The sequence below is a fragment of the Corallococcus sp. BB11-1 genome, from assembly GCF_026626625.1.
Classification (GTDB): Bacteria; Myxococcota; Myxococcia; order Myxococcales; family Myxococcaceae; genus Corallococcus; species Corallococcus soli.
On the sequence record NZ_JAPNJY010000043.1, the window covers coordinates 50,948 to 71,286 of the forward strand.

The window sequence follows — 20,339 nt, forward strand, 5'->3', positions numbered from 1 at the left end:
TGCTTCTCAACGGCACGCTGGACGTGGAAGCCCTGCGCGGAAGCCTTGATGCGCTGATGGCGCGGCACGAAGCGCTGCGCACCACCTTCCACTCGGAGGGGGGCCAGCCTGTCCAGGTCATCCACGCGGACCTCCGCGTGCCGTTCAACGCGGTGGATCTGACGGGCAGGCAGGACGCGGAGGCGGAGGCCCTGCGGCTGCGGCTGGAAGAGGCACACCGCCCGTTCAACCTGGGCGAAGGGCCGCTGATGCGCGCCCTGCTGCTGAAGCTCGGCGCGGAAGAGCACCAACTGGTGCTGCACCTGCATCACATCGTGTCCGACGGCTGGTCCATGGGTGTCCTGGTCCGCGAGGTCACCGCCCTCTACGGAGCGTCGCTCCAGGGCCATGCCCCCGTCCTGCCAGAGCTGCCGGTGCAGTACGCGGACTACGCCGTGTGGCAGCGCGGCTGGCTCCAGGGAGAGACGCTGGAGGCACAGCTCTCCTGGTGGAAGAACTCGTTGGCCGGAGCCTCTGGAGTCCTGGAGCTGCCCACGGACAAGCCCCGGAGCGCCGTCCCCACCCAGCGCGCCGCGACAGTGCCGGTGCAGATGCCGCGCGGCCTGAGCGATCAGGTGGAGTCCCTGGCCAGGCGGGAGGGAGCCACGCCGTTCATGGTGTGGCTGGCGGCCTTCCAGACGTTGCTGCACAAGTACTCGGGGCAGGATGACGTGCTGGTGGGCTCGCCCATCGCGAACCGGCGTCATGCGGAGACGGAGGGCCTCATCGGCTTCTTCGTCAACACGCTGGTGCTGCGTGCGCGCTTCGACGAGGCACTCACGTTCCAGGAGCTGCTGGCCCAGGTGCGCGCCACGACGCTGGGCGCCCAGGAGCACCAGGACGTCCCGTTCGAGAAGCTGGTGGAGGTGTTGCAGCCCGAACGGGATGCAGGCCGCACGCCTCTCTTCCAGGTGACGTTCACCCTCCAGAACACCCCGATGCCGGAGCTGCGGCTGCCGGGGTTGTCGCTGCGTCCGCTGGAGGATTCCCCCACCGTCATCCACTTCGATCTGCAGTTGCTGCTAACCCGAGGCCCGGAGGGGTATTCCGGCGCGCTGGTCTACAACACGTCCCTCTTCAACCCGCGCACCGTGGCCAGCATGGTCCAGCGGCTGGAGCTGCTGGTGGCGGAGGCCATCCGAGCACCAGGGACGCGCCTGTCGCGCCTGTCCCTGCTCACGCCCGAGGAGCACCGCCGCCTCCTGGTCGACTGGAGCGGCACGGCTCGCGAGTACCTGCGCGACGCCTCGGTGCCGGCCCTCTTCACCGAGCAGGCCGCGCGCACGCCGGACACCGTCGCCTTGAAGGCCGGCTCCCGGACACTCACCTACGCGGAGTTGGACGCGGCGTCGAACCGGCTCGCGCACCATCTGCGCGGGGCCGGCGTCAGGCCGGGCGATCGGGTGGGGCTGTGCGTGGAGCGTTCACCGGAGCTCATCACCGCATTGCTGGGCATCCTCAAGGCCGGCGCCGCCTACGTCGCCATCGAGGCCCGGGAGCCCGCCGAGCGCATCACCTGGATCCTCCAGGAGGCCGGCGTCAGCGTGCTCGTCACGCAGGACGCGTTGGCGGACAGCCTGCCGGTGGTGGCGGGGCTGCTCGTGCTGCTGGACGAGGACGCGGAGCGGATCGCGAAGCAGCCCGCCAGCCCCCTGGACGTGAGGATGCCTGCGGAGGCGCTGGCCTACGTGATGTTCACCTCGGGGAGCACCGGGCGCCCGAAGGGCGTCAGCGTGCCGCACCGGGGCATCGTGCGCCTCGCACGCGACAATGGCTTCCTCGAAGCCGGGCCCGGGGACGTGTTCCTCCAGCTCGCGCCCGTCGCCTTCGATGCCTCCACCCTGGAGATCTGGGGCGCGTTGCTCAACGGCGCGACGCTGGTGCTCGCGCCTCCGGGGACGTTGTCCCTGGCGGAGCTGGGAGACGTGCTGGGCCGCGAGGGCATCAACACGCTGTGGCTCACCGCCGCCCTCTTCGAGCAGATGGTGACCCAGCAGGGGCAGGACCTGGCCCGCGTGCGCCGCGTGCTCGCGGGAGGTGACGTGCTGCCCGTGGCGGCGGTGCGTGAGCACCTCGCGCGCATCCCGGAAGGCGCGGTGCTGATCAACGGCTACGGTCCCACGGAGAACACCACCTTCTCCGCGACGCACGCGCTGCGCACGGGAGACGGGGTGGACCGCGCGGTGCCCATCGGCCGTCCGCTGCGGAACTCCACCGCGTGGGTGCTGGACGCGGCCCTCCAGCCGCTGCCGCCCGGAGTGCCGGGAGAGCTGTTCGTGGGCGGTGACGGTCTCGCCTGGGGCTACCTCCAGCGGCCGGACCTCACCGCGGAGCGCTTCATCCCCCACCCCTTCACCCATGAGCACGGCGCACGCCTGTACCGCACGGGCGACCGGGCGCGGTGGACGGAGGCCGGCACGCTGGAGTTCCTGGGGCGGGCCGACTTCCAAGTGAAGCTGCGAGGCTTCCGCATCGAGCTGGGTGAAGTCGAAGCCGTGCTGCGGCAGGCCCCCGGCATTCAGGAGGCGGTGGTCGTGGCTCGGGAGGACGTGCCCGGCGACAAGCGGCTCGTGGGCTACGTCGTGCCCACCGGGGACGGGCTGGAGCTGGACGCGGTGAAGTCCTTCGTCGCGAAGCAGCTCCCCGACTACATGGTGCCCTCCGCCTGGGTGCGACTGCCCTCGCTGCCGCTCAACACCCACGGCAAGCTGGATCGCAAGGCCCTGCCCACCCCGGAGGCCCCGAGTGCCTCGGAGCGCCGAGCACAGGCGCCGCGCAACGCGCTGGAGGCCAGCCTCGCCGCCATCTGGGCGGAGGTGCTGCATGTGGAAGGCGTCGGCATCGACGACAACTTCTTCGACCTGGGAGGCCACTCGCTGCTGGCCACGCAGGTGGTGGCGCGCATCCGGACCACCCTGGGCGTGGAGCTTCCGCTGGGCGACCTGTTCACCGCCCCGACGGTGGCCGCCCTCGCCGAACGCCTGGGTGGAGTCGTCCCGAAGGCGCACGCCGCGCCGCTCACCCGAGCGGATCGCACGAGCGCCCCGCCGCTGTCGTTCGCGCAGCAGCGCCTGTGGTTCATCGACCAGTTGGAGCCGGACAGCAGCCTCTACAACGTCCCCCTGGCCTTGAAGTTCGTGGGCGCGCTGGACGTAGGGGCGCTGAGAGGAAGCCTTGACGCGCTGATGGCGCGACACGAAGCGCTGCGCACCACCTTCCGCACGGAAGAAGGCCGGCCCGTCCAGGTCATCCACGCGAAGCGCCAGGTGCCGTTTGAAACGGTGGACCTGACGCGCCTCCCGGACGGGGAGTCGCGGCAGGCGGAAGCCGTGTGGTTGCGCGGTGAGGAAGCGCGCCGGCCGTTCAGTTTGAGCGAGGGGCCGCTGATGCGCGCCCTGCTGCTGAAGCTCGGCGCAGAGGAGCACCAGGTGGTGCTGCACCTGCACCACATCGTGTCCGACGGTTGGTCCCTGGGTGTGCTGGTCCGTGAGGTCACTGCCCTCTATGGGGCGTTGCTCCAGGGCCAGGCCCCTACCCTGCCTGAGCTGCCGGTGCAGTACGCGGACTACGCGGTGTGGCAGCGCGACTGGCTCCAGGGCGAGACGCTGGAAGCGCAGCTCTCGTGGTGGAAGGACTCGCTGGCTGGAGCTTCGGGCGTCCTGGAACTGCCCACGGACAAGCCCCGTCCCCCGGTCCTCACGCCCGAGGGCGCGACGGTGCCGGTGCGCTTCCCTCGGGCCCTGAGTGAGCAGGTGGAGGCCCTGGCGAAGCGGGAGGGAGCCACGCCGTTCATGGTGTGGCTGGCGGCCTTCCAGACGCTGCTGCACAAGTACTCGGGGCAGGACGACGTGCTGGTGGGCTCGCCCATCGCGAACCGGCGTCATGCGGAGACGGAGGGCCTCATCGGCTTCTTCGTCAACACGCTGGTTCTTCGTGCACGCTTCGACGAGGCACGCACCTTCCGGGAGCTGCTGGCCCAGGTGCGCGCCACGACGCTGGGGGCCCAGGAGCACCAGGACGTCCCGTTCGAGAAGCTGGTGGAGGAGCTGAAGCCGGCGCGAGATTTGGGACGCACGCCGTTCTTCCAGGCCCTCTTCGCGCTGCAGAACGCGCCGCTGCCAGAGCTGGCCCTGCCCGGGCTCTCTCTGCGGCCGTTGGACGCGGACTCAGGCAACGCCCGCTTCGACGTGGAGCTGTCGCTGTTCCGCAACCCGGAGGGCTTCGAGGGCTCGCTGCGCTACCGCACGGCCCTCTTCGAGCCCGCCACGGTGGCCCGGATGGTCAGCCACCTGGAGCTGTTGGTCGGAGCGTTGGTCTCCGAACCCGGAGCGCCGCTGGCTCAACACTCACTCCTCACGGAGGACGAGCGTCAGCAGGTGCTGGTGGCGTGGAACGACACGCGCGTGGAGTACCCGCACGGCGAGCGCATCCATGACCTCTTCGAGCAGCAAGTGGCCAGGAGCCCGGACGCCATCGCCGTCTCGTTCGAGGGCCAGCAGATCACCTACGCGCAGCTTGATGCGAAGGCCAACCAGCTCGCGCACCACCTGGGCACGCTGGCCGTAGGCCCCGAGTCACTGGTGGGCGTGTGCCTGGAGCGCTCCCTGGAGATGGTCGTCGCGCTGCTGGGCGTGCTCAAGGCAGGCGCGGCCTACGTGCCCTTGGATCCGGCCTACCCGCGCGAGCGGCTCCAGTGGATGTTGGAGGACACCGCGGCCCCCGTGCTGCTGGTGCAGAAGCACCTCATCGCGAAGCTGCCCCTGGACGGCGAAGCCCATGCACGGCCCCACGTCGTGAGCCTGGACACCGACTGGGAACGAATCGCCCGCCATCCCACGACGCGTTCCGCGCCGCTCGCGACAGCGGAGGCGCTGGCCTACGTCATCTTCACGTCGGGCAGCACCGGGCGTCCCAAGGGCGCGATGAATGCGCACGCGGGCGTCGTCAATCGCCTGCGCTGGATGCAGCAGGAGTACGGCCTGACGTCGGAAGACGCGGTGTTGCAGAAGACGCCGTTCAGCTTCGACGTGTCCGTCTGGGAGTTCTTCTGGCCACTGATGACGGGAGCGCGGCTGGTGGTGGCGCGTCCCGGAGGCCATCAGGAACCGCACTACCTGGCGCGGCTCATGGCGGAGCAGCGCATCACCACCGCGCACTTCGTGCCGTCCATGCTGCGCGTCTTCGTGGAGGAGCCGGGCCTGGAGGGCCTGACGCACCTGCGCCGGGTGGTGTGCAGCGGTGAAGCCCTGCCCGCGGACCTGGTGCGCCGGGCCCACGCGCGGCTGCCCCTCGCGGAGGTGCACAACCTCTACGGCCCCACGGAGGCCGCCGTGGACGTGACGTCCTGGCACTGCCCGCGCACGGAGGAGCTGCGCCGCGTGCCCATCGGTCGCCCGGTGGCGAACACGCGGCTGCACGTGCTCGACCGGCATGGCCAGCCCGTGCCGGTGGGCGTGCCCGGAGAGCTGTTCCTCGCGGGCGTCCAGGTGGGCCGGGGCTACTGGCGCCGGCCGGACCTGACCGCCGAGCGCTTCATCCCGGATCCGTTCAGCACCACGCCCGGCGCGCGCCTGTACCGCACGGGCGACCTGGCGCGGTGGCTGCCTGACGGCACAGTGGAGTACCTGGGCCGAGTGGACTTCCAGGTGAAGCTGCGAGGCTTCCGCATCGAGCTGGGTGAAGTCGAAGCCGTGCTGCGGCGGGCCCCGGGCATTCAAGAAGCAGTGGTGCTGGCACGGGAGGACGTGCCCGGTGACAAGCGGCTCGTGGGCTACGTCGTGCCTACCGGGGACGGGCTGGAGCTGGACGCGGTGAAGACCTTCGCCGCGAAGCAGCTCCCCGACTACATGGTGCCCTCCGCCTGGGTGCGGCTGCCCTCACTGCCGCTCAACGCCAACGGCAAGGTGGACCGCGGGGCCCTACCCACTCCCGAGGTCCCGAGTTCTTCGGAGCGCCGAGCACAAGCGCCGCGCAACGAGTTGGAGGCCAGCCTCGCCGCCATCTGGGCGGAGGTGCTGCATGTGGAAGGCGTCGGCATCGACGACAACTTCTTCGAGCTGGGCGGCCACTCACTGCTCGCCACGCAGGTGGTAGCGCGCGTCCGGACCACCCTGGGCGTGGAGCTTCCGCTGGGCGACCTGTTCACCGCCCCCACGGTGGCAGCCCTCGCCGCACGGCTGGGCCACGGGGCCTCGAAGGCGCTCGCCGCCCCCCTCATCCGAGCGGACCGCACGATTCCCCCGCCGCTGTCATTCGCGCAGCAGCGCCTGTGGTTCATTGATCAGTTGGAACCGGACAGCAGCCTCTACAACGTCCCCCTGGCCTTGAAGTTCGTGGGCTCGCTGGACGTGCATGCCCTGCACAGAAGCCTTGATGCGCTGATGGCGCGGCACGAAGCGCTGCGCACCACCTTCCGCACGGAAGAAGGCCGGCCCGTCCAGGTCATCCACCCGGACCTCCGCGTGCCGTTCAAGATGGTGGACCTGACGCACCTCCAGGACGACGGGGCGCGAGAAGCGGAGGCCTTGCGGCTGCGGCTGGAAGAAGCCCGCCGGCCATTCAACCTGGGCGAAGGGCCGCTGATGCGTGCCCTGCTGCTGAAGCTCGGCGCGGAGGAGCACCAGGTGGTGCTGCACCTGCACCACATCGTGTCCGATGGTTGGTCCCTGGGCGTGCTGCTCCGTGAGGTCACCGCCCTCTACGAGGCGCTTCATCACGGCCGTCCCCCTGCCCTGCCTGAGCTGCCGGTGCAGTACGCGGACTACGCGGTGTGGCAGCGCGACTGGCTCCAGGGCGAGACGCTGGAAGCGCAGCTCTCGTGGTGGAAGGACTCGCTGGCTGGAGCTTCGGGCGTCCTGGAACTGCCCACGGACAAGCCCCGTCCCCCGGTCCTCACGCCCGAGGGCGCGACGGTGCCGGTGCGCTTCCCTCGGGCCCTGAGCGAGCAGGTGGAGGCCCTGGCGAAGCGGGAGGGAGCCACGCCGTTCATGGTGTGGCTGGCGGCCTTCCAGACGCTGCTGCACCGGTACTCAGGGCAGGACGACGTGCTGGTGGGCTCGCCCATCGCGAACCGCCGTCACGCGGAGACGGAGGGCCTCATCGGCTTCTTCGTCAACACGCTGGTCCTTCGTGCACGCTTCGACGAGGCACGCACCTTCCGGGAACTGCTGGCCCAGGTGCGCGCCACGACGCTGGGGGCGCAGGAGCACCAGGACGTCCCGTTCGAGAAGCTGGTGGAGGAGCTGAAGCCGGCGCGAGACCTGGGGCGCACGCCGTTCTTCCAGGCCCTCTTCGCGCTGCAGAACGCGCCGCTGCCGGAGCTGGCGCTGCCTGGGCTCTCACTGCGGCCGTTGGACGCGGACTCGGGCAACGCCCGCTTCGACGTGGAGCTGTCGCTGTTCCGCAACCCGGAAGGCTTCGAGGGCTCGCTGCGCTACCGCACGGCCCTCTTCGAGCCCGCCACGGTGGCCCGCATGGTCAGCCACCTGGAGCTGCTGGTCGGAGCGCTGGTCTCCGAACCCGGAGCGCCGCTGGCGCAACACTCACTCCTCTCGGAGAACGAACGTCAGCAGGTGCTGGTGGCGTGGAACGACACACGCGAGGAGTACCCGCATGGCGAGCGCATCCATGACCTCTTCGAGCAGCAGGTGGCCAGGAGTCCGGACGCCATCGCCGTCACGTTCGAGGGACAGCACCTCACCTACGCGCAGCTCGATGCGAAGGCCAACCAGCTCGCGCACCACCTGGGCACGCTGGCCGTAGGCCCCGAATCACTGGTGGGCGTGTGCCTGAAGCGCTCCCTGGAGATGGTCGTCGCGCTGCTGGGCGTGCTCAAGGCCGGCGCGGCCTACGTGCCCTTGGATCCGGCCTACCCGCGCGAGCGGCTCCAGTGGATGTTGGAGGACACCGCGGCTCCCGTGCTGCTGGCGCAGGAGCACCTCGTCGCGAAGCTGCCTCTCGACGGTGTGACGGGGACTCGGCCTCACATCGTGAGCATGGACACCGATTGGAAGCAGATCGCCTGCCATCCCACGACGCGCCCCGCGCCGCTCGCCACCGCCGAAGCGCTGGCCTACGTCATCTTCACGTCCGGCAGCACCGGGCGCCCCAAGGGCGCGATGAACGCTCACGCGGGCGTCGTCAACCGCCTGCGCTGGATGCAGCAGGAGTACGGCCTGACGTCGGAAGACGCGGTGTTGCAGAAGACGCCGTTCAGCTTCGACGTGTCCGTCTGGGAGTTCTTCTGGCCGCTGATGACGGGAGCGCGGCTGGTGGTGGCGCGTCCCGGAGGCCACCAGGAACCGCACTACCTGGCGCGGCTCATGGTGGAGGAGCGCATCACCACCGCGCACTTCGTGCCGTCCATGCTGCGCGTCTTCGTGGAGGAGCCGGGCCTGGAGGGCCTGACGCACCTGCGCCGCGTGGTGTGCAGCGGTGAAGCCCTGCCCGCGGACCTGGTGCGCCGGGCCCACGCGCGTCTTCCCATCGCGGAGGTGCACAACCTCTACGGCCCCACGGAGGCCGCCGTGGACGTGACGTCCTGGCACTGCCCGCGCACGGAGGACCTGCGCCGCGTGCCCATCGGTCGCCCGGTGGCGAACACGCGGCTGCATGTGCTCGACCGGCATGGCCAGCCCGTGCCGGTGGGCGTGCCCGGAGAGCTGTTCCTCGCGGGCGTCCAGGTGGGCCGAGGCTACTGGCGCCGCCCGGACCTGACCGCCGAGCGCTTCATCCCGGACCCGTTCAGCACCACGCCCGGCGCGCGCATGTACCGCACGGGCGACCTGGCGCGGTGGCTGCCTGACGGCACGGTGGAGTACCTGGGCCGAGTGGACTTCCAGGTGAAGCTGCGAGGCTTCCGTATCGAGCTGGGTGAAGTCGAAGCCGTGCTGCGGCAGGCCCCCGGCATTCAGGAGGCGCTGGTGCTGGCACGGGAGGACGCGCCCGGCGACAAGCGGCTCGTGGGCTACGTCGTGCCCACCGGGGATGAGCTGGAACTGGACGCGGTGAAGACCTTCGCCGCGAAGCAGCTCCCCGACTACATGGTGCCCTCCGCCTGGGTGCGGCTGCCCTCACTGCCGCTCAACGCCAACGGCAAGGTGGACCGCAGGGCCCTACCCGCCCCCGAGGCCCCGAGTGCCTCGGAGCGCCGCGCACAAGCGCCGCGCAACGCGCTGGAGACCAGCCTCGTCGCCATCTGGGCGGAGGTGCTGCGCGTGGAAGGTGTCGGCATCAACGACAGCTTCTTCGAGCTGGGCGGCCACTCGCTGCTCGCCGTGCGCCTGATGGAGGCGGTGAACCGCGAGACGGGCCGCCGGCTGCCGCTGTCCGCCCTCTTCCAGGCCCCCAGCGTGGAGCGGTTCGCGGCGTTGTTGGAGCCGCACGAGGACTCGGCCACGAGCTCTCCGCTGGTGCCCTTCGACGCCGGAGGCACGCCGGGCACCGCCCCGCCGTTCTTCTGCGTCCACCCGGTGGGCGGCACGGTGCTCGCCTACGCGGCGCTCGCGCGGCGGTTGGGGCCGGAGCAGCCCTTCTACGGCCTCCAGGCCCGGGGGCTGGACGGCACGAGTGAACCCCTGCGCACGCTCGAAGCCATGGCCGCGGACTACGTGCGCGCCCTGCGCGAGGTGCAGCCTGTCGGCCCCTACCACCTGGGCGGCTGGTCGCTGGGCGGCGTCATCGCCTACGAGATGACCCGCCAGCTCCGCGAGGCGGGCGAGGAGGTGGCGCTGCTCGCGCTGCTGGACTCCTTCGTGCCGGAGCCCGTGCCGGCGTCGGAACCGCGCCTGGATCGCACGCTGACCGTGGGCCTGTTCGCCCAGGACCTGATGGGCATCTCCCTGGCGGACCTGGAGCTGGACCTCGGGGCGCTCGCGGCCCTGGAGCCCGAGGTCGCCCTCACGCAGGTGCTGGAGACCGCGGCCCGGGCAGGCGCCCTGCCGCACGGGACGGACGCCGGGACCGCGGTGGCCCTCTTCCGCGTCTTCGAGGCCAACCTCGAAGCCGCCCGTCGCTACCACACGCCCGCGCTGGAGCAGCGGGTGCTGCGCGTCCAGGCGGAGGAGCAGGCCACGACGGTCACGGACGACGGTGGATGGAGCGCGCGGGTGGGCGAACGGCTGGAGTCGCACCGCCTGCCGGGCAACCACTACACGCTGCTGCGCGAGCCCAACGTGCAGCGCGTGGCGGACCTGCTGAAGAAGGCCCTCCGCGGGGACTGAGGGCCCGCAACGAAGAACCCCGCTCCCTCCAGGCAGAGGGGGCGGGGTCCGGGGGCGACGTCACCGCTGGAGCGGAGCGCTTCGCCCTACTTGAGCACGTTGGTCGAAGGCTCGGAGGGCGCGGGCGCCTTGTCGGCGGGCACGTCGAAGAAGTTGTTGCTGCTGGGCGCGCGCGTCTGCGCCACGTTGTTCTCCAGCGACTCCGGCACGCCCGGCAGGGCCGCGGCCGGCGACTCCGCCCGGGCGGCGGCCTGCGCCGCGAGCTTCTTGTTCCGGTGCCGCCGGAACAGGAAGTAGCCCACGCCCAGCACCGCCAGCGAGCCCATGACGAAGACCTGGCCCTCCTTCAGCTTCCCGATGAGCATGTCCAGCTCGCCACCGAAGTGGAAGCCGAGCCACACGAACACCGGCGCGGACAGGAGCGCCGCCAGCCCGTCCCACAGGATGAAGCGCCAGTACGCCATGCCCACCGAGCCCGCGGTGAAGTACGTCACCGCGCGCACGCCCGGCATGAAGCGCGCGATCATCACGATCTTCTGGCCGTGCGTGACGAAGAGCGACTCCACCTTCGCGCGCTTCTCCGGCGTCACGATCTTGGCGAAGAAGCCGCCGCTCTTCGCCTCCGGGTTGCGCCCCAGCCGTGACCCCAACCGGCGCCCCGCCAGGTAGATCAGGCTGTCGCCCACCAGGATGCCCAGAAAGCCCACCACCATCATCACGGGCAGGCTGGCAGCGCCCTTGTGGGCCAGGAACCCACCCAGGATGAGGGAGATGTCCTCCGGAAGGGGGACGCCCAGTCCGCACACCACCAGGATGGCGAAGACCGTGGCATAGGCGAAAAGGCCCTGGGAATTACCAAGCAGGCTGGTGAGCAGTTCTTCCACGCGTGTTCCGTCCAATCACTTCCCGAAGGGTCGCCCGGTATGCATCCGGGCCAGCCACTTCAGCACCCAGCCAACAACCGGGTGCGGGTCTTGAAAACTCCGGCCGCCAAACCTCTCACCTCAAGCGCCCCGGCCCCACCACGAAAGCCCAACGCCTCGCGGCTTGCTCCTACCCGCGCCCACCCTGTGCTCCAACCTGGGAGCCCCAGGTCCACTTCCGGCGAAGACAGTAATCACATCCCGTATGGGACGCAGCGGCTCCGGAGCCCTCCGACCTCCCGGCACGAGGGCGGGGCCTTCCACCGAACAGGGCCCGGATGCGCTCAGCCGCCCGACGTGGAGCGCACGACGAGCGTGCGCAGCATGTCCCGGTTGTCCCGCGCCTTGGCACCGAAGTGACTGACGATGCCCATCAGCAGCTTGATGCAGGCCTGGGGCTTCTGGGCGAGCAGCTTCTGGAAGTCCGCCGAGCGGATCTCCAGCGCCAGCACGTCCGTCTGCGCGGTGGCGGTGCACAGCCGCTCCCCCTTCTGCACGAGCGCCAGCTCGCCCAGGGGTTCGCCCACCGTCACCTCGCCCAGGGACACGTCCTCGCCCCCGGGATTGCGGGCGCTCAGCCGCACGGTGCCCTCGCCGACGATGAACAGCGAGTCACCGGCCTTGCCCTCGGAGAACAGCGCCGTCCCCTTCGGGAAGGCGCGCGACACGGCCGCCGCCGCGAAGATGGCGATGCCGGTGTCCGTGAAGCCCTTGAACAGCGGGCAGGCCTTGAGGGTCGTCTCGGGCGCGAGAGCCATGGGGGTGTTCCTAACACGCACAACCCGGCGCCGTCAGCGGCTCGCGCGGTGCTCGGACGCGGTCTGCACATAGTGCAGGGCGGACTGGACCAGGAACTCACGCTCGCCGTCGTGGATGGGGCGCTTCACCTTGCCCGGCGAGCCCACCACGAGCGAGCCCGGGGGGATCTTCGTGCCGGGCGTCAGCAGCGTGCCGGCGCCGATGATGCAGTCGTCCCCCACCTCCACGCCGTCCATCAGGATGGCGCCCATGCCCACCAGGACGCGGTTGCCCACGACGCAGCCGTGGAGGATGACCCGGTGGCCCACCGTGCAGTCGTCGCCCACCGTCGTGGAGTCACCCTGGCTGGTGACGTGCACCATGGTGAGGTCCTGGATGTTGGTGCGCTTGCCAATGCGGATGGAGTTCACGTCCCCGCGCAGCACGGAGTTGAACCAGACGGAGGAGTCCTCGCCCAGCTCCACGTCGCCCACCACCTGGGCGGAGTCCTCGACGAAGCAGCTCGGGTGGACGCGGGGGGACACCCCGCGAAACGGCCTCAACGCCATGATGGAACCTCCGGAGAGACGCAAGGGACGGCGGGTGGAGCGTCAGGCCTCGGCAGGCACGTGCTGCGGCACCGTGAGCTCCACCGGCGGCGGCGCCACGGTGGGCTCCTTGAGCACCGCCACCTGCCGGCCCTGGAGCTGGTTGGGCGTGGCGCGCTCGATGTGGACCGTCACGAAGGAGCCCGCGGGAGCGTCCCCGTCGAAGTTGACGGTGCGGTTCTCCGGCGTGCGCCCGAAGCGCTTGGTGGCGTCGTAGCGCGAGCGGCCCTCGACCATGACCTCCACGTCCAGGCCCACCTGGGACTGGGTGTACTCGCCGCTGATGCGCCGCTGGAGCTTCTGCAGGCGCTCCAGCCGGGCCACCTTCACCTCGTGCGGGATGGGGCCCCAGTCCTTCTCGCGCAGCGCGGCGCCCGTCTTGGGGCGCGGGCTGTAGACGAAGGAGAACTGGTTCTCGTACTTCACCAGCTCCGTGAGCTTCATCGTCATCTCGAACTCCTCCTCGGTCTCTCCGGGGAAGCCCACGATGATGTCGGTGGTGACGGCGATGCCGGGGCGCGCGGCGCGCAGCTTCGCGAGCTGCACCAGGTACTGCTCCACGGTGTAGTCGCGGCGCATCATCTTCAGGATGCGATCAGAGCCGCACTGCACGGGCAGGTGGAAGTGCGGGGCGATCTTCGGCTGGATGCGGAAGGCTTCGATCAGCTCGTCCGACAGATCATGCGGATGGCTGGTGGTGAAGCGCACGCGCTCGATGCCCGGCACCTCCGCGGTGCGAAGCAGGAGCTGCGCGAAGCTGATGCCGCCCTGGTACGAGTTGACGTTCTGGCCGATGAGCGTCACTTCGCGCAGGCCCACGCGCGCCAGGTCCGCCACCTCGACGAGCACGTCCGGGAACGCGCGGCTCACCTCGCGGCCACGGGTGTGCGGCACGACGCAGAACGAGCAGACGTTGTCGCAGCCCTTCATCACGGTGACGAACTCCGTCACCTTGCCCCGGGACGTCTCCGCGTCGGCGCGCGGGAAGACGTACTCCTCGGAGTCCACGAAGGCCGTCTCCACCACCCGCTCGCGCGCTTCCTGCACGCGGGTGATGACCTCCGGCAGCTTCGCGATGTTGTCCGGACCGAAGACGAAGTCCAGGTACGGCACCTTCTTCAGCAGCTTGTCCTTCTCCTGCTGGGCCACGCAGCCGCCCACGCCCAGGATGGCCCCGCGACTGGCCTTCACCGCGCGGTAGCGCCCCAGCGCGGACAGCATCTTGTCCTCGGCCTTCTCCCGGATGGAGCAGGTGTTGAGGATGATGAGGTCCGCGTTCTCCGGCTCCGGCGTCGGGACGTAGGACATCTTCGACAACGCTTCGCTCATGCGGAGCGAGTCGTTGACGTTCATCTGACAGCCGAAGGTGTGGATGAAGTAGCGCTTCATGGTTGGCCTATAGGGAAAACGGGCCCTTATGCGATGACCGGGCGCGGAATGCAACCGGGCGGACGGGCTGGTTCATCCCCGGCTGAGCACCTTCGTGAGCCGGGTGTGCAGGGCGACCAGCACCGGCTCGTGCTCCCGCAGCAGCGCGACCGTGTCCGCACCATACCGCCGGCCCAGGGCCTCCGTGTGGCGCTCCTGCTTGAGCAGCTCGTTCTGGACGCGCTGGCGCAGTGCGTCCACCTCCGGCCCGGGGGTGGCCTCCAGCTCCGTCAGCTTCGACTGGAGCCGCTGCGCGGTCCACCGCCGGCCCCCGAAGGCCCGGAGGACGGAAAGCCCCCACTCCACCGTCTTGAGGGTGAGGCCGCTGTCGGTCAGCGCCGCCGTCTGGGCGCGGGCCATGGACTCCGGGGTGGCGTCCGCCTCCACGAGGGACAGGAAGGTCTCCTGGTAGCGGATCAGGCTGTCGAGCAGCGCCTTGTCCACCGGCTGGGAGGCCATGCGCAGGGTGCGATCATCGGCGGCGTCAAAGTCCGCGCCGGTCTCCACGTTGGGGACGTCCACGTAGTCGTCGAAGAGGGACGGAGCCATGGGGGGAACCTCGGGGGGAAGGAGGGGTTCAGGCGGGGACGAGCTGATCCGCGATGCGGGCCAGGTCCGACACGGACGTGACGACCACCGCCTGGTGACAGTGCTTCTCGTAGGTGAGCATCTCGCTGTCGCCGATGCCCCAGTTGCCCCGGTCCTCGGGGCAGATCCACAACAGCCGCTTCGCCTTGCGGCGCAGGTCCTTGAGGGCCCACGCGTTGCTCGCGTTGTAGTTGTTCCGGCCGTCCCCGATGATCATCACCGTGGTGCGGCGGGTGATGCTGCCCAGGTGGTCCCGGGTGAAGTCCGCCAGCGCGCGGCCGTAGTTGGAGTTCGCGCTCATGGACACCGTGCGCCCGGCGGTCGCCGCGTCGATGGCCTCGCTCACGTCCAGGTCCTTGAAGAAGTGGGTCACCTCCCCCACGTCGGACACGAAGACGAACGAGCGCACGCGCACGAACAGCGACTGCAGCGTGTGCATGAACAGCAGCATCATCCGCGACGCGTTGCGCACGGAGTCGGAGACGTCACAGAGCACCACCAGCTCCGGGCGCTCGGGCCGGCGCGAGCGGAACTGGGGCACCATGGGGATGCCGTCCCAGGGCATGTTCCGGCGCAGCGTGCGGCGCACGTTGAGGGCGCCCCGGCGGTGCGAGCGCTGCTTGCGGATGAGGCGGCTCTTGAGCTTCTCCGCCATGGTGCGCACGGCGGCCTCCATCTCATCCACCTCCGCCTGGGTGAGCAGGTGGAGCGGCTTGTCCGTGACGGAGTCCGTGCGGCGGCGGATGCGGGCCTCGGACTGGCGCTTCACCTCCTGGCGCGCGGCGTCCTCAATCTTGCGCATCGCCGCCGCGACGTGGCGCGAGACGATCTCGATGCCCTCCGCGCTCAGGCCGCGCGCGTGCAGCTCGTCCTCCATGGACTTCAGGTCGGAGCGCGCCCGCTCCATGCCCGCGCCCGCGAGCAGCCGCCGCGTGAAGAACCCCGTCTGGAGCGGACTCTCCAGCTGGCCCAGGTCCAGCTGCAGCGACGCCTGCCGGAAGATCTGCGCCAGCCGCGCGCGGTCGCCCGCGAGGATGGCCTGGGCCAGCGGCGACATCTCCGGCGCGAGCAGGTTCATCTGGTAGATGACCATCTTCAGGAGGTCGCCCTCCAGATAGCCCTCTTCCTCCAGCTGCTTCGCCAGCGACTTGTCGATGGCCTCGAACGTGCGGGCGGCGCCGGAGAAGTAGAAGTCGAACGCGCGGCGGAAGGTCTCCACGTCCAGCTCGCGCTTGACGAGCGTGGTGCGCAGCACGGCGCGGAACAGGCTCCGGTCCTGGAGGCCCACCTCGGCGGTGGCCCGCAGCGCGTCCTGCACCTCGGACGTGCTGACGCGCACGCCGTTCTGGCGGAGGACCTCGGCGAACTCGACGATGCGGGCATCCATGGCGAGTCCTTTCGCTAGCGCTCGAACGACATCACGGCTTCCACGTGGTGCGTCTGCGGGAACATGTCCACCACCTGGAGCGCCACCGGCTTGTAACCGGCCTCCACCAGCCCCGCCGCGTCCCGGGCGAGCGACGCCGGATCGCACGCCACGTACACCACCCGGCGCACGTTCAGCGCGCGCATCCACTTCGCCAGCCCCGGGGCCCCCGCGCGCGGAGGATCCGCGAGGCACGCATCGAAGCTCCGCCCTTCCGCCACCAGCCCGTCGCACACCTTGCGAGCGTCGCCCTGGATGAAGCGCACGTTGCCCACCCCACCCTCCCGGGCGCTGCGCTGGGCCAGCTCCACGCCCACCGGCGACGACTCCACCCCCAGCACCGACGCGGCCGTCCCCGCCAGCGGGAAGGTGAAGTTGCCGTTGCCCGAGTACAGCTCCAGCACGGACTCCGCCTCCTTCACGCCCAGCTCCTGGATGGCGGAGGACACGAGCCCCACGTTGGCCTCCGCGTGCGCCTGCGCGAACGCATCCGGCCGCAGGTACAGCGGCACCTCCGGCCGCAGCGGCGACAGCGAGCGCAGCACCGGCCGGCCCACCAGCCGCGCGGAGCCCTCCTTCGGCACCAGCACCGCGCCCTCCAGCCGCAGGGCGCGCACGGCGGCCTCCGCGGCCTCCAGGTGTCGCGCCGTCACCGGCCCGGAGAGGTTCACCGCGAACGCGGCCTTGTCCCCTTCGGCCAGCAGCAACACCTCCTCGGTGTCCTTCGCCAGGGGCTTGAGCAGCGGGGCCAGCTTCCCGGGCAGCGCCGTCAGCACCGGCGTGAGCGCGGGGCACAGGTCCACCGGGACGCGCTCGTGGGTGCGCCGGCCGAAATAGCCGAGCGCCCCCTTCCCCGCCCCGTGCAGCACGGCGCGGCGCCGGTAGCCCCAGTCCCGGGGCGCCACCATCAGCGGGCGCACGGTGAAGCTCGCGCGCGGCAGGTGGCCCAGGTGCTCCAGCGTGGAGAGGACGATCTCCTGCTTCGCGGAGCGCTGGGCCGTCACCGACAGCTCCAGCCAGTCACAGCCGCCGCAGGCTTCGGAGAGGACACAGCGCGACGTGACGCGCTCCGCTCCGTCCGCCAGCACCTGCCGCAGCTGGCCGCGCAGCACCCGCCCCTGGGCTTCCAGGAGGACGCGCACGGTGTCGCCGGGGAAGGCGCCCGGCACGAAGACGGTGCGGCCCTCCCATGAGGCCACGCCCTCGCCGAGCTGGCCCAACCGCTCGATCGTCAATTCAATGGGGGACTCTGGCAGCGTCAGCATGCAGGCGCTCCAAGGGGACGCCTGTGAAGGGCCACCCTACTTCCGGGTCGTGCTGCCACGCTCGTCCGCCGGCAGGGCTTCCCGCAGGCGCTCCACGAACGCTTCGATGCGCGACCGCTTGTCGTCATCAACGTCCACGAACTCCACCGCCATCCCCGGCACCTCTCCGCCAGGGCCCGCGCCCTGCGCGTTGGTCCGGGTCACCTTGCCGGCCAGGTCCACCGGGAAGCTGGCCCCCGGCAGCGACACCAGGATGCGGACCACGGTGCCCACCGGCAGGGGCTGCTGGGTGTTGATGTACAGCCCGCCGCGCGACAGGTTCACCGCCCAGTCCGTCACGAAGCCCGACACCGTGCGGTACGCCACGGGCAGCTCGTGGTCGATGCGATGCGCGCGCGGCGCGGGGACGGGATGCTCCGGGGTGTCGGACATGATGCGGTGTGCTCCACTTCCGAGGGGGCAAGGTGCCTTCCGTCCCTGGGAACGGAAGCGCACCTTAGCCCCGGAGGCTCAGAACTTCATCTCACGAAGGTCGGGCGCGATCTTCAGCTTCGGCTCCGTGAGCTGCTGCACCCGCTCCACCGTCAGCCCGGGCGCCAGCTCCCGGAGGACCAGCCCCTCCGGCGTGACGTCCATGAACGCGTGGTCGGTGACGATGTGGTGCACGCACTTGAGGCCCGTCAGCGGCAGCGAGCACTTCTTGAGGATCTTCGGCTGGCCGTCCTTGTTGGCGTGCTCCATGGCCACGTAGATGCGCTTGGCGCCCACCGCCAGGTCCATGGCGCCGCCCATGCCCTTGACCATCTTGCCGGGGATCATCCAGTTGGCCAGGTCGCCCTCTTCGCTGACCTCCATGGCGCCCAGCACGGCCAGGTCGATGTGGCCTCCGCGGATCATCCCGAACGACAGCGCGGAGTCGAAGAAGGCGGAGCCCTTCACCACCGTCACCGTCTCCTTGCCCGCGTTGATGAGGTCCGGATCCTCCTTGCCCTCCTCCGGATACGGCCCGATGCCGAGCAGGCCGTTCTCCGACTGGAGCACCACCTCCACGCCCTCCGGGATGTAGTTGGGGACGAGCGTGGGGATGCCGATGCCCAGGTTGACGTAGAAGCCGTCCCGCAGCTCCTGGGCGATGCGCTGCGCGATCTGTTCACGTGACAGGGGCATGGGTCAGGACGCCTTCTTGCGGACGGTCCGCCGCTCGATCCACTTCTGGAGGTTCTGCGCCTGCACGATGCGGTGCACGAAGATGCTCGGGATGTGCACCAGGTCCGGGTCCAGCTCTCCCGGCTGCACGATGTGCTCCGCCTCCACGATGGTGACCCTGGCCGCCATGCACATCATCGGGGAGAAGTTGCGCGCCGTCTTGTGGAACACCAGGTTGCCCCAGGTGTCCGCCTTCCACGCGTGCACGATGGCGTAGTCCGCCTTGAGCGGCGTCTCCAGGACGTGCAGCCGCCCGTCGATCATCCGCGACTCCTTGCCCTCCGCCACCTGGGTGCCCGCGCCCGTCGGCGTGAAGAACCCGCCAATGCCGCAGCCGCCCGCGCGGATGCGCTCCGCGAGCGTCCCCTGCGGGTTGAGCTCCACCTCCAGCTCCCCGGAGAGGAACTGGCGCTCGAACTCCTTGTTCTCCCCCACGTAGCTGGCGACCATCTTCTTCACCTGCTTGTTCTGCAGGAGGATGCCCAGCCCCAGCTCCGTGGTGCCGCAGTTGTTGGAGATGATGGTGAGGCCCTTCACGTTCTTCTTGTGCAGGGCCGTGATGAGGTTCTCCGGATTGCCGCACAGCCCGAACCCACCACTCATGAGGGTGATGTCGTCCGGGATGTCGGCGACCGCTTCATCCGCGCTCGCGTAGACCTTGTTCATTCCGTCACGCCCTTCAGCGCTCGACCATCAGCGCGATGCCTTCGCCGCCGCCGATGCACAGCGACGCGACGCCCCGCTTCTTGTCCTGGTCCTTCAGCGTGTGCAGCAGCGTCACCAGCACGCGCGCACCGGAGGCGCCAATGGGGTGCCCCAGCACCACCGCGCCGCCGCGCACGTTCACCTTGGACGGCTCCAGGCCGAGGATGCGGTTGTTCGCGATGGCCACCACGGAGAAGGCCTCGTTGATCTCCCAGAGGTCCACGTCCTTGGCGGTGATGTTCTGCTTCTTGAGCAGCATGTTGATGGCGTCCGCCGGCGCGATGGTGAACTCCACCGGCTTGCGGGCCGCCTGCGCGTAGCCCTTGATGCGGCCCAGGATGGTGCGGCCCTCCGCCTTGGCCCGCTCCTCGCTCATCAGCACCAGCGCCGCGGCGCCGTCGTTGATGGAGGACGCGTTGGCGGCCGTCACGGTGCCGTCCTTCTTGAACACCGGCTTCAGGCCCGGGATCTTGTCCGGCTTGGCGTTCTTGGGGCCCTCGTCCTCGGAGACCGTGACGAACTCGTCCGGCTTCTTGCCGGGGATCTGCACGGGGACGATCTCCGGCGCGAACAGGCCTTCCTTCTGGGCCTGGATGGCGCGGCGCGTGGACTCCAGCGCGAACTCGTCCTGCTGGGAGCGGCTGATGTCGTGCGAGGTGGAACAGGCCTCCGCGCAGATGCCCATGTGGACGTTGTCGTACACGTCCCAGAGGCCGTCGTGGATCATCGCGTCCTTGAACTCCACGTTGCCCATGCGGGCCCCGCCGCGCATCGTGTGGCTGATGTAGGGCGCGTTGCTCATGGACTCCATGCCGCCCGCGACGATGACGTCCGCGTCACCCAGGGCGATGGACTGCGCCGCGGCGATGACGGCCTTGAGGCCGGAGCCACAGACCTTGTTGAGCGTGACGGCGGGGACGCTGTGCGGCACGCCCGCGAAGACGGCGGCCTGGCGCGCCGGGGCCTGGCCCACGCCCGCCTGGAGCACGTTGCCCATGATGACTTCCTGCACGTCCTCCGGCTTGACGCCCGCGCGCTCCAGCGCCGCCTTGATGGCGATGGCGCCCAGCTGGGGGGCGGTGAGCTTGGACAGGGCGCCCTGGAAGGAGCCGATGGGGGTACGGGCCGCGCCCACGATGACGACTTCACGAGCCATGGAACTGCCTCCTGGAAGGGACTTCGCTAACAGCGCC

General features: G+C 70.1%; 12 protein-coding genes (1 of these 12 cut by a window edge). 1 reads left to right on the forward strand and 11 read right to left on the reverse strand.

Annotated features, from left to right (window positions below; all coding sequences use genetic code 11):
* Positions 1 to 10,259, forward strand: the end of a protein-coding gene (locus tag OV207_RS36330) for a non-ribosomal peptide synthase/polyketide synthase (protein WP_267559678.1). Its footprint begins 22,033 nt before the window's first position; the window shows 10,259 of its 32,292 coding nt (coding positions 22,034-32,292); its start codon lies off the left edge, out of view; its stop codon occupies positions 10,257 to 10,259.
* 86 nt (positions 10,260 to 10,345) lie between these two features.
* On the opposite strand, the gene OV207_RS36335 is transcribed toward OV207_RS36330, so the two are convergent.
* From OV207_RS36335 to OV207_RS36385, 11 genes are all read right to left on the reverse strand, one after another.
* Positions 10,346 to 11,143: a DedA family protein gene (locus tag OV207_RS36335; RefSeq protein WP_267559679.1), complete on the reverse strand. Its 798-nt coding sequence runs from the start codon at positions 11,141 to 11,143 to the stop codon at positions 10,346 to 10,348.
* A 323-nt stretch (positions 11,144 to 11,466) separates the two neighbouring features.
* The gene (locus OV207_RS36340; protein ID WP_193348938.1) at positions 11,467 to 11,940 is read right to left on the reverse strand and encodes a cyclic nucleotide-binding domain-containing protein; all 474 of its coding nucleotides are present in this window, start codon (positions 11,938 to 11,940) and stop codon (positions 11,467 to 11,469) included.
* 33 nt (positions 11,941 to 11,973) lie between these two features.
* Entirely contained in the window at positions 11,974 to 12,489 is a 516-nt protein-coding gene (locus tag OV207_RS36345) for a gamma carbonic anhydrase family protein (RefSeq protein ID WP_267559680.1), read from the reverse strand.
* Positions 12,490 to 12,531: 42 nt separating this feature from the next.
* Positions 12,532 to 13,917: a tRNA (N6-isopentenyl adenosine(37)-C2)-methylthiotransferase MiaB gene (gene miaB / locus OV207_RS36350; RefSeq protein ID WP_193348936.1), complete on the reverse strand. Its 1,386-nt coding sequence runs from the start codon at positions 13,915 to 13,917 to the stop codon at positions 12,532 to 12,534.
* 72 nt (positions 13,918 to 13,989) lie between these two features.
* Positions 13,990 to 14,505 carry a hypothetical protein gene (locus OV207_RS36355; RefSeq protein WP_267559681.1) on the reverse strand — a complete coding sequence of 172 codons (516 nt, stop codon included), beginning with the start codon at positions 14,503 to 14,505 and terminating at the stop codon, positions 13,990 to 13,992.
* A 28-nt stretch (positions 14,506 to 14,533) separates the two neighbouring features.
* The gene (locus OV207_RS36360) at positions 14,534 to 15,931 is read right to left on the reverse strand and encodes a vWA domain-containing protein (RefSeq protein WP_193348934.1); all 1,398 of its coding nucleotides are present in this window, start codon (positions 15,929 to 15,931) and stop codon (positions 14,534 to 14,536) included.
* Positions 15,932 to 15,945: 14 nt separating this feature from the next.
* Positions 15,946 to 17,235, reverse strand: a complete 1,290-nt coding sequence (locus tag OV207_RS36365; RefSeq protein ID WP_267559682.1) for a class I SAM-dependent RNA methyltransferase — start codon at positions 17,233 to 17,235, stop codon at positions 15,946 to 15,948.
* A gap of 36 nt (positions 17,236 to 17,271) precedes the next feature.
* Complete coding sequence (locus tag OV207_RS36370; RefSeq protein WP_193348932.1) at positions 17,272 to 17,667, reverse strand: PilZ domain-containing protein; 396 nt, start codon at positions 17,665 to 17,667, stop codon at positions 17,272 to 17,274.
* A 78-nt stretch (positions 17,668 to 17,745) separates the two neighbouring features.
* Positions 17,746 to 18,402 (reverse strand): CoA transferase subunit B, encoded by a 657-nt coding sequence (locus OV207_RS36375; RefSeq protein WP_120544585.1) that lies wholly within the window; start codon positions 18,400 to 18,402, stop codon positions 17,746 to 17,748.
* 3 nt (positions 18,403 to 18,405) lie between these two features.
* Positions 18,406 to 19,107, reverse strand: a complete 702-nt coding sequence (locus OV207_RS36380) for a CoA transferase subunit A (protein WP_193348931.1) — start codon at positions 19,105 to 19,107, stop codon at positions 18,406 to 18,408.
* Positions 19,108 to 19,120: 13 nt separating this feature from the next.
* The gene (locus OV207_RS36385) at positions 19,121 to 20,302 is read right to left on the reverse strand and encodes a thiolase family protein (protein WP_193348930.1); all 1,182 of its coding nucleotides are present in this window, start codon (positions 20,300 to 20,302) and stop codon (positions 19,121 to 19,123) included.
* Positions 20,303 to 20,339 lie beyond the last annotated feature (37 nt).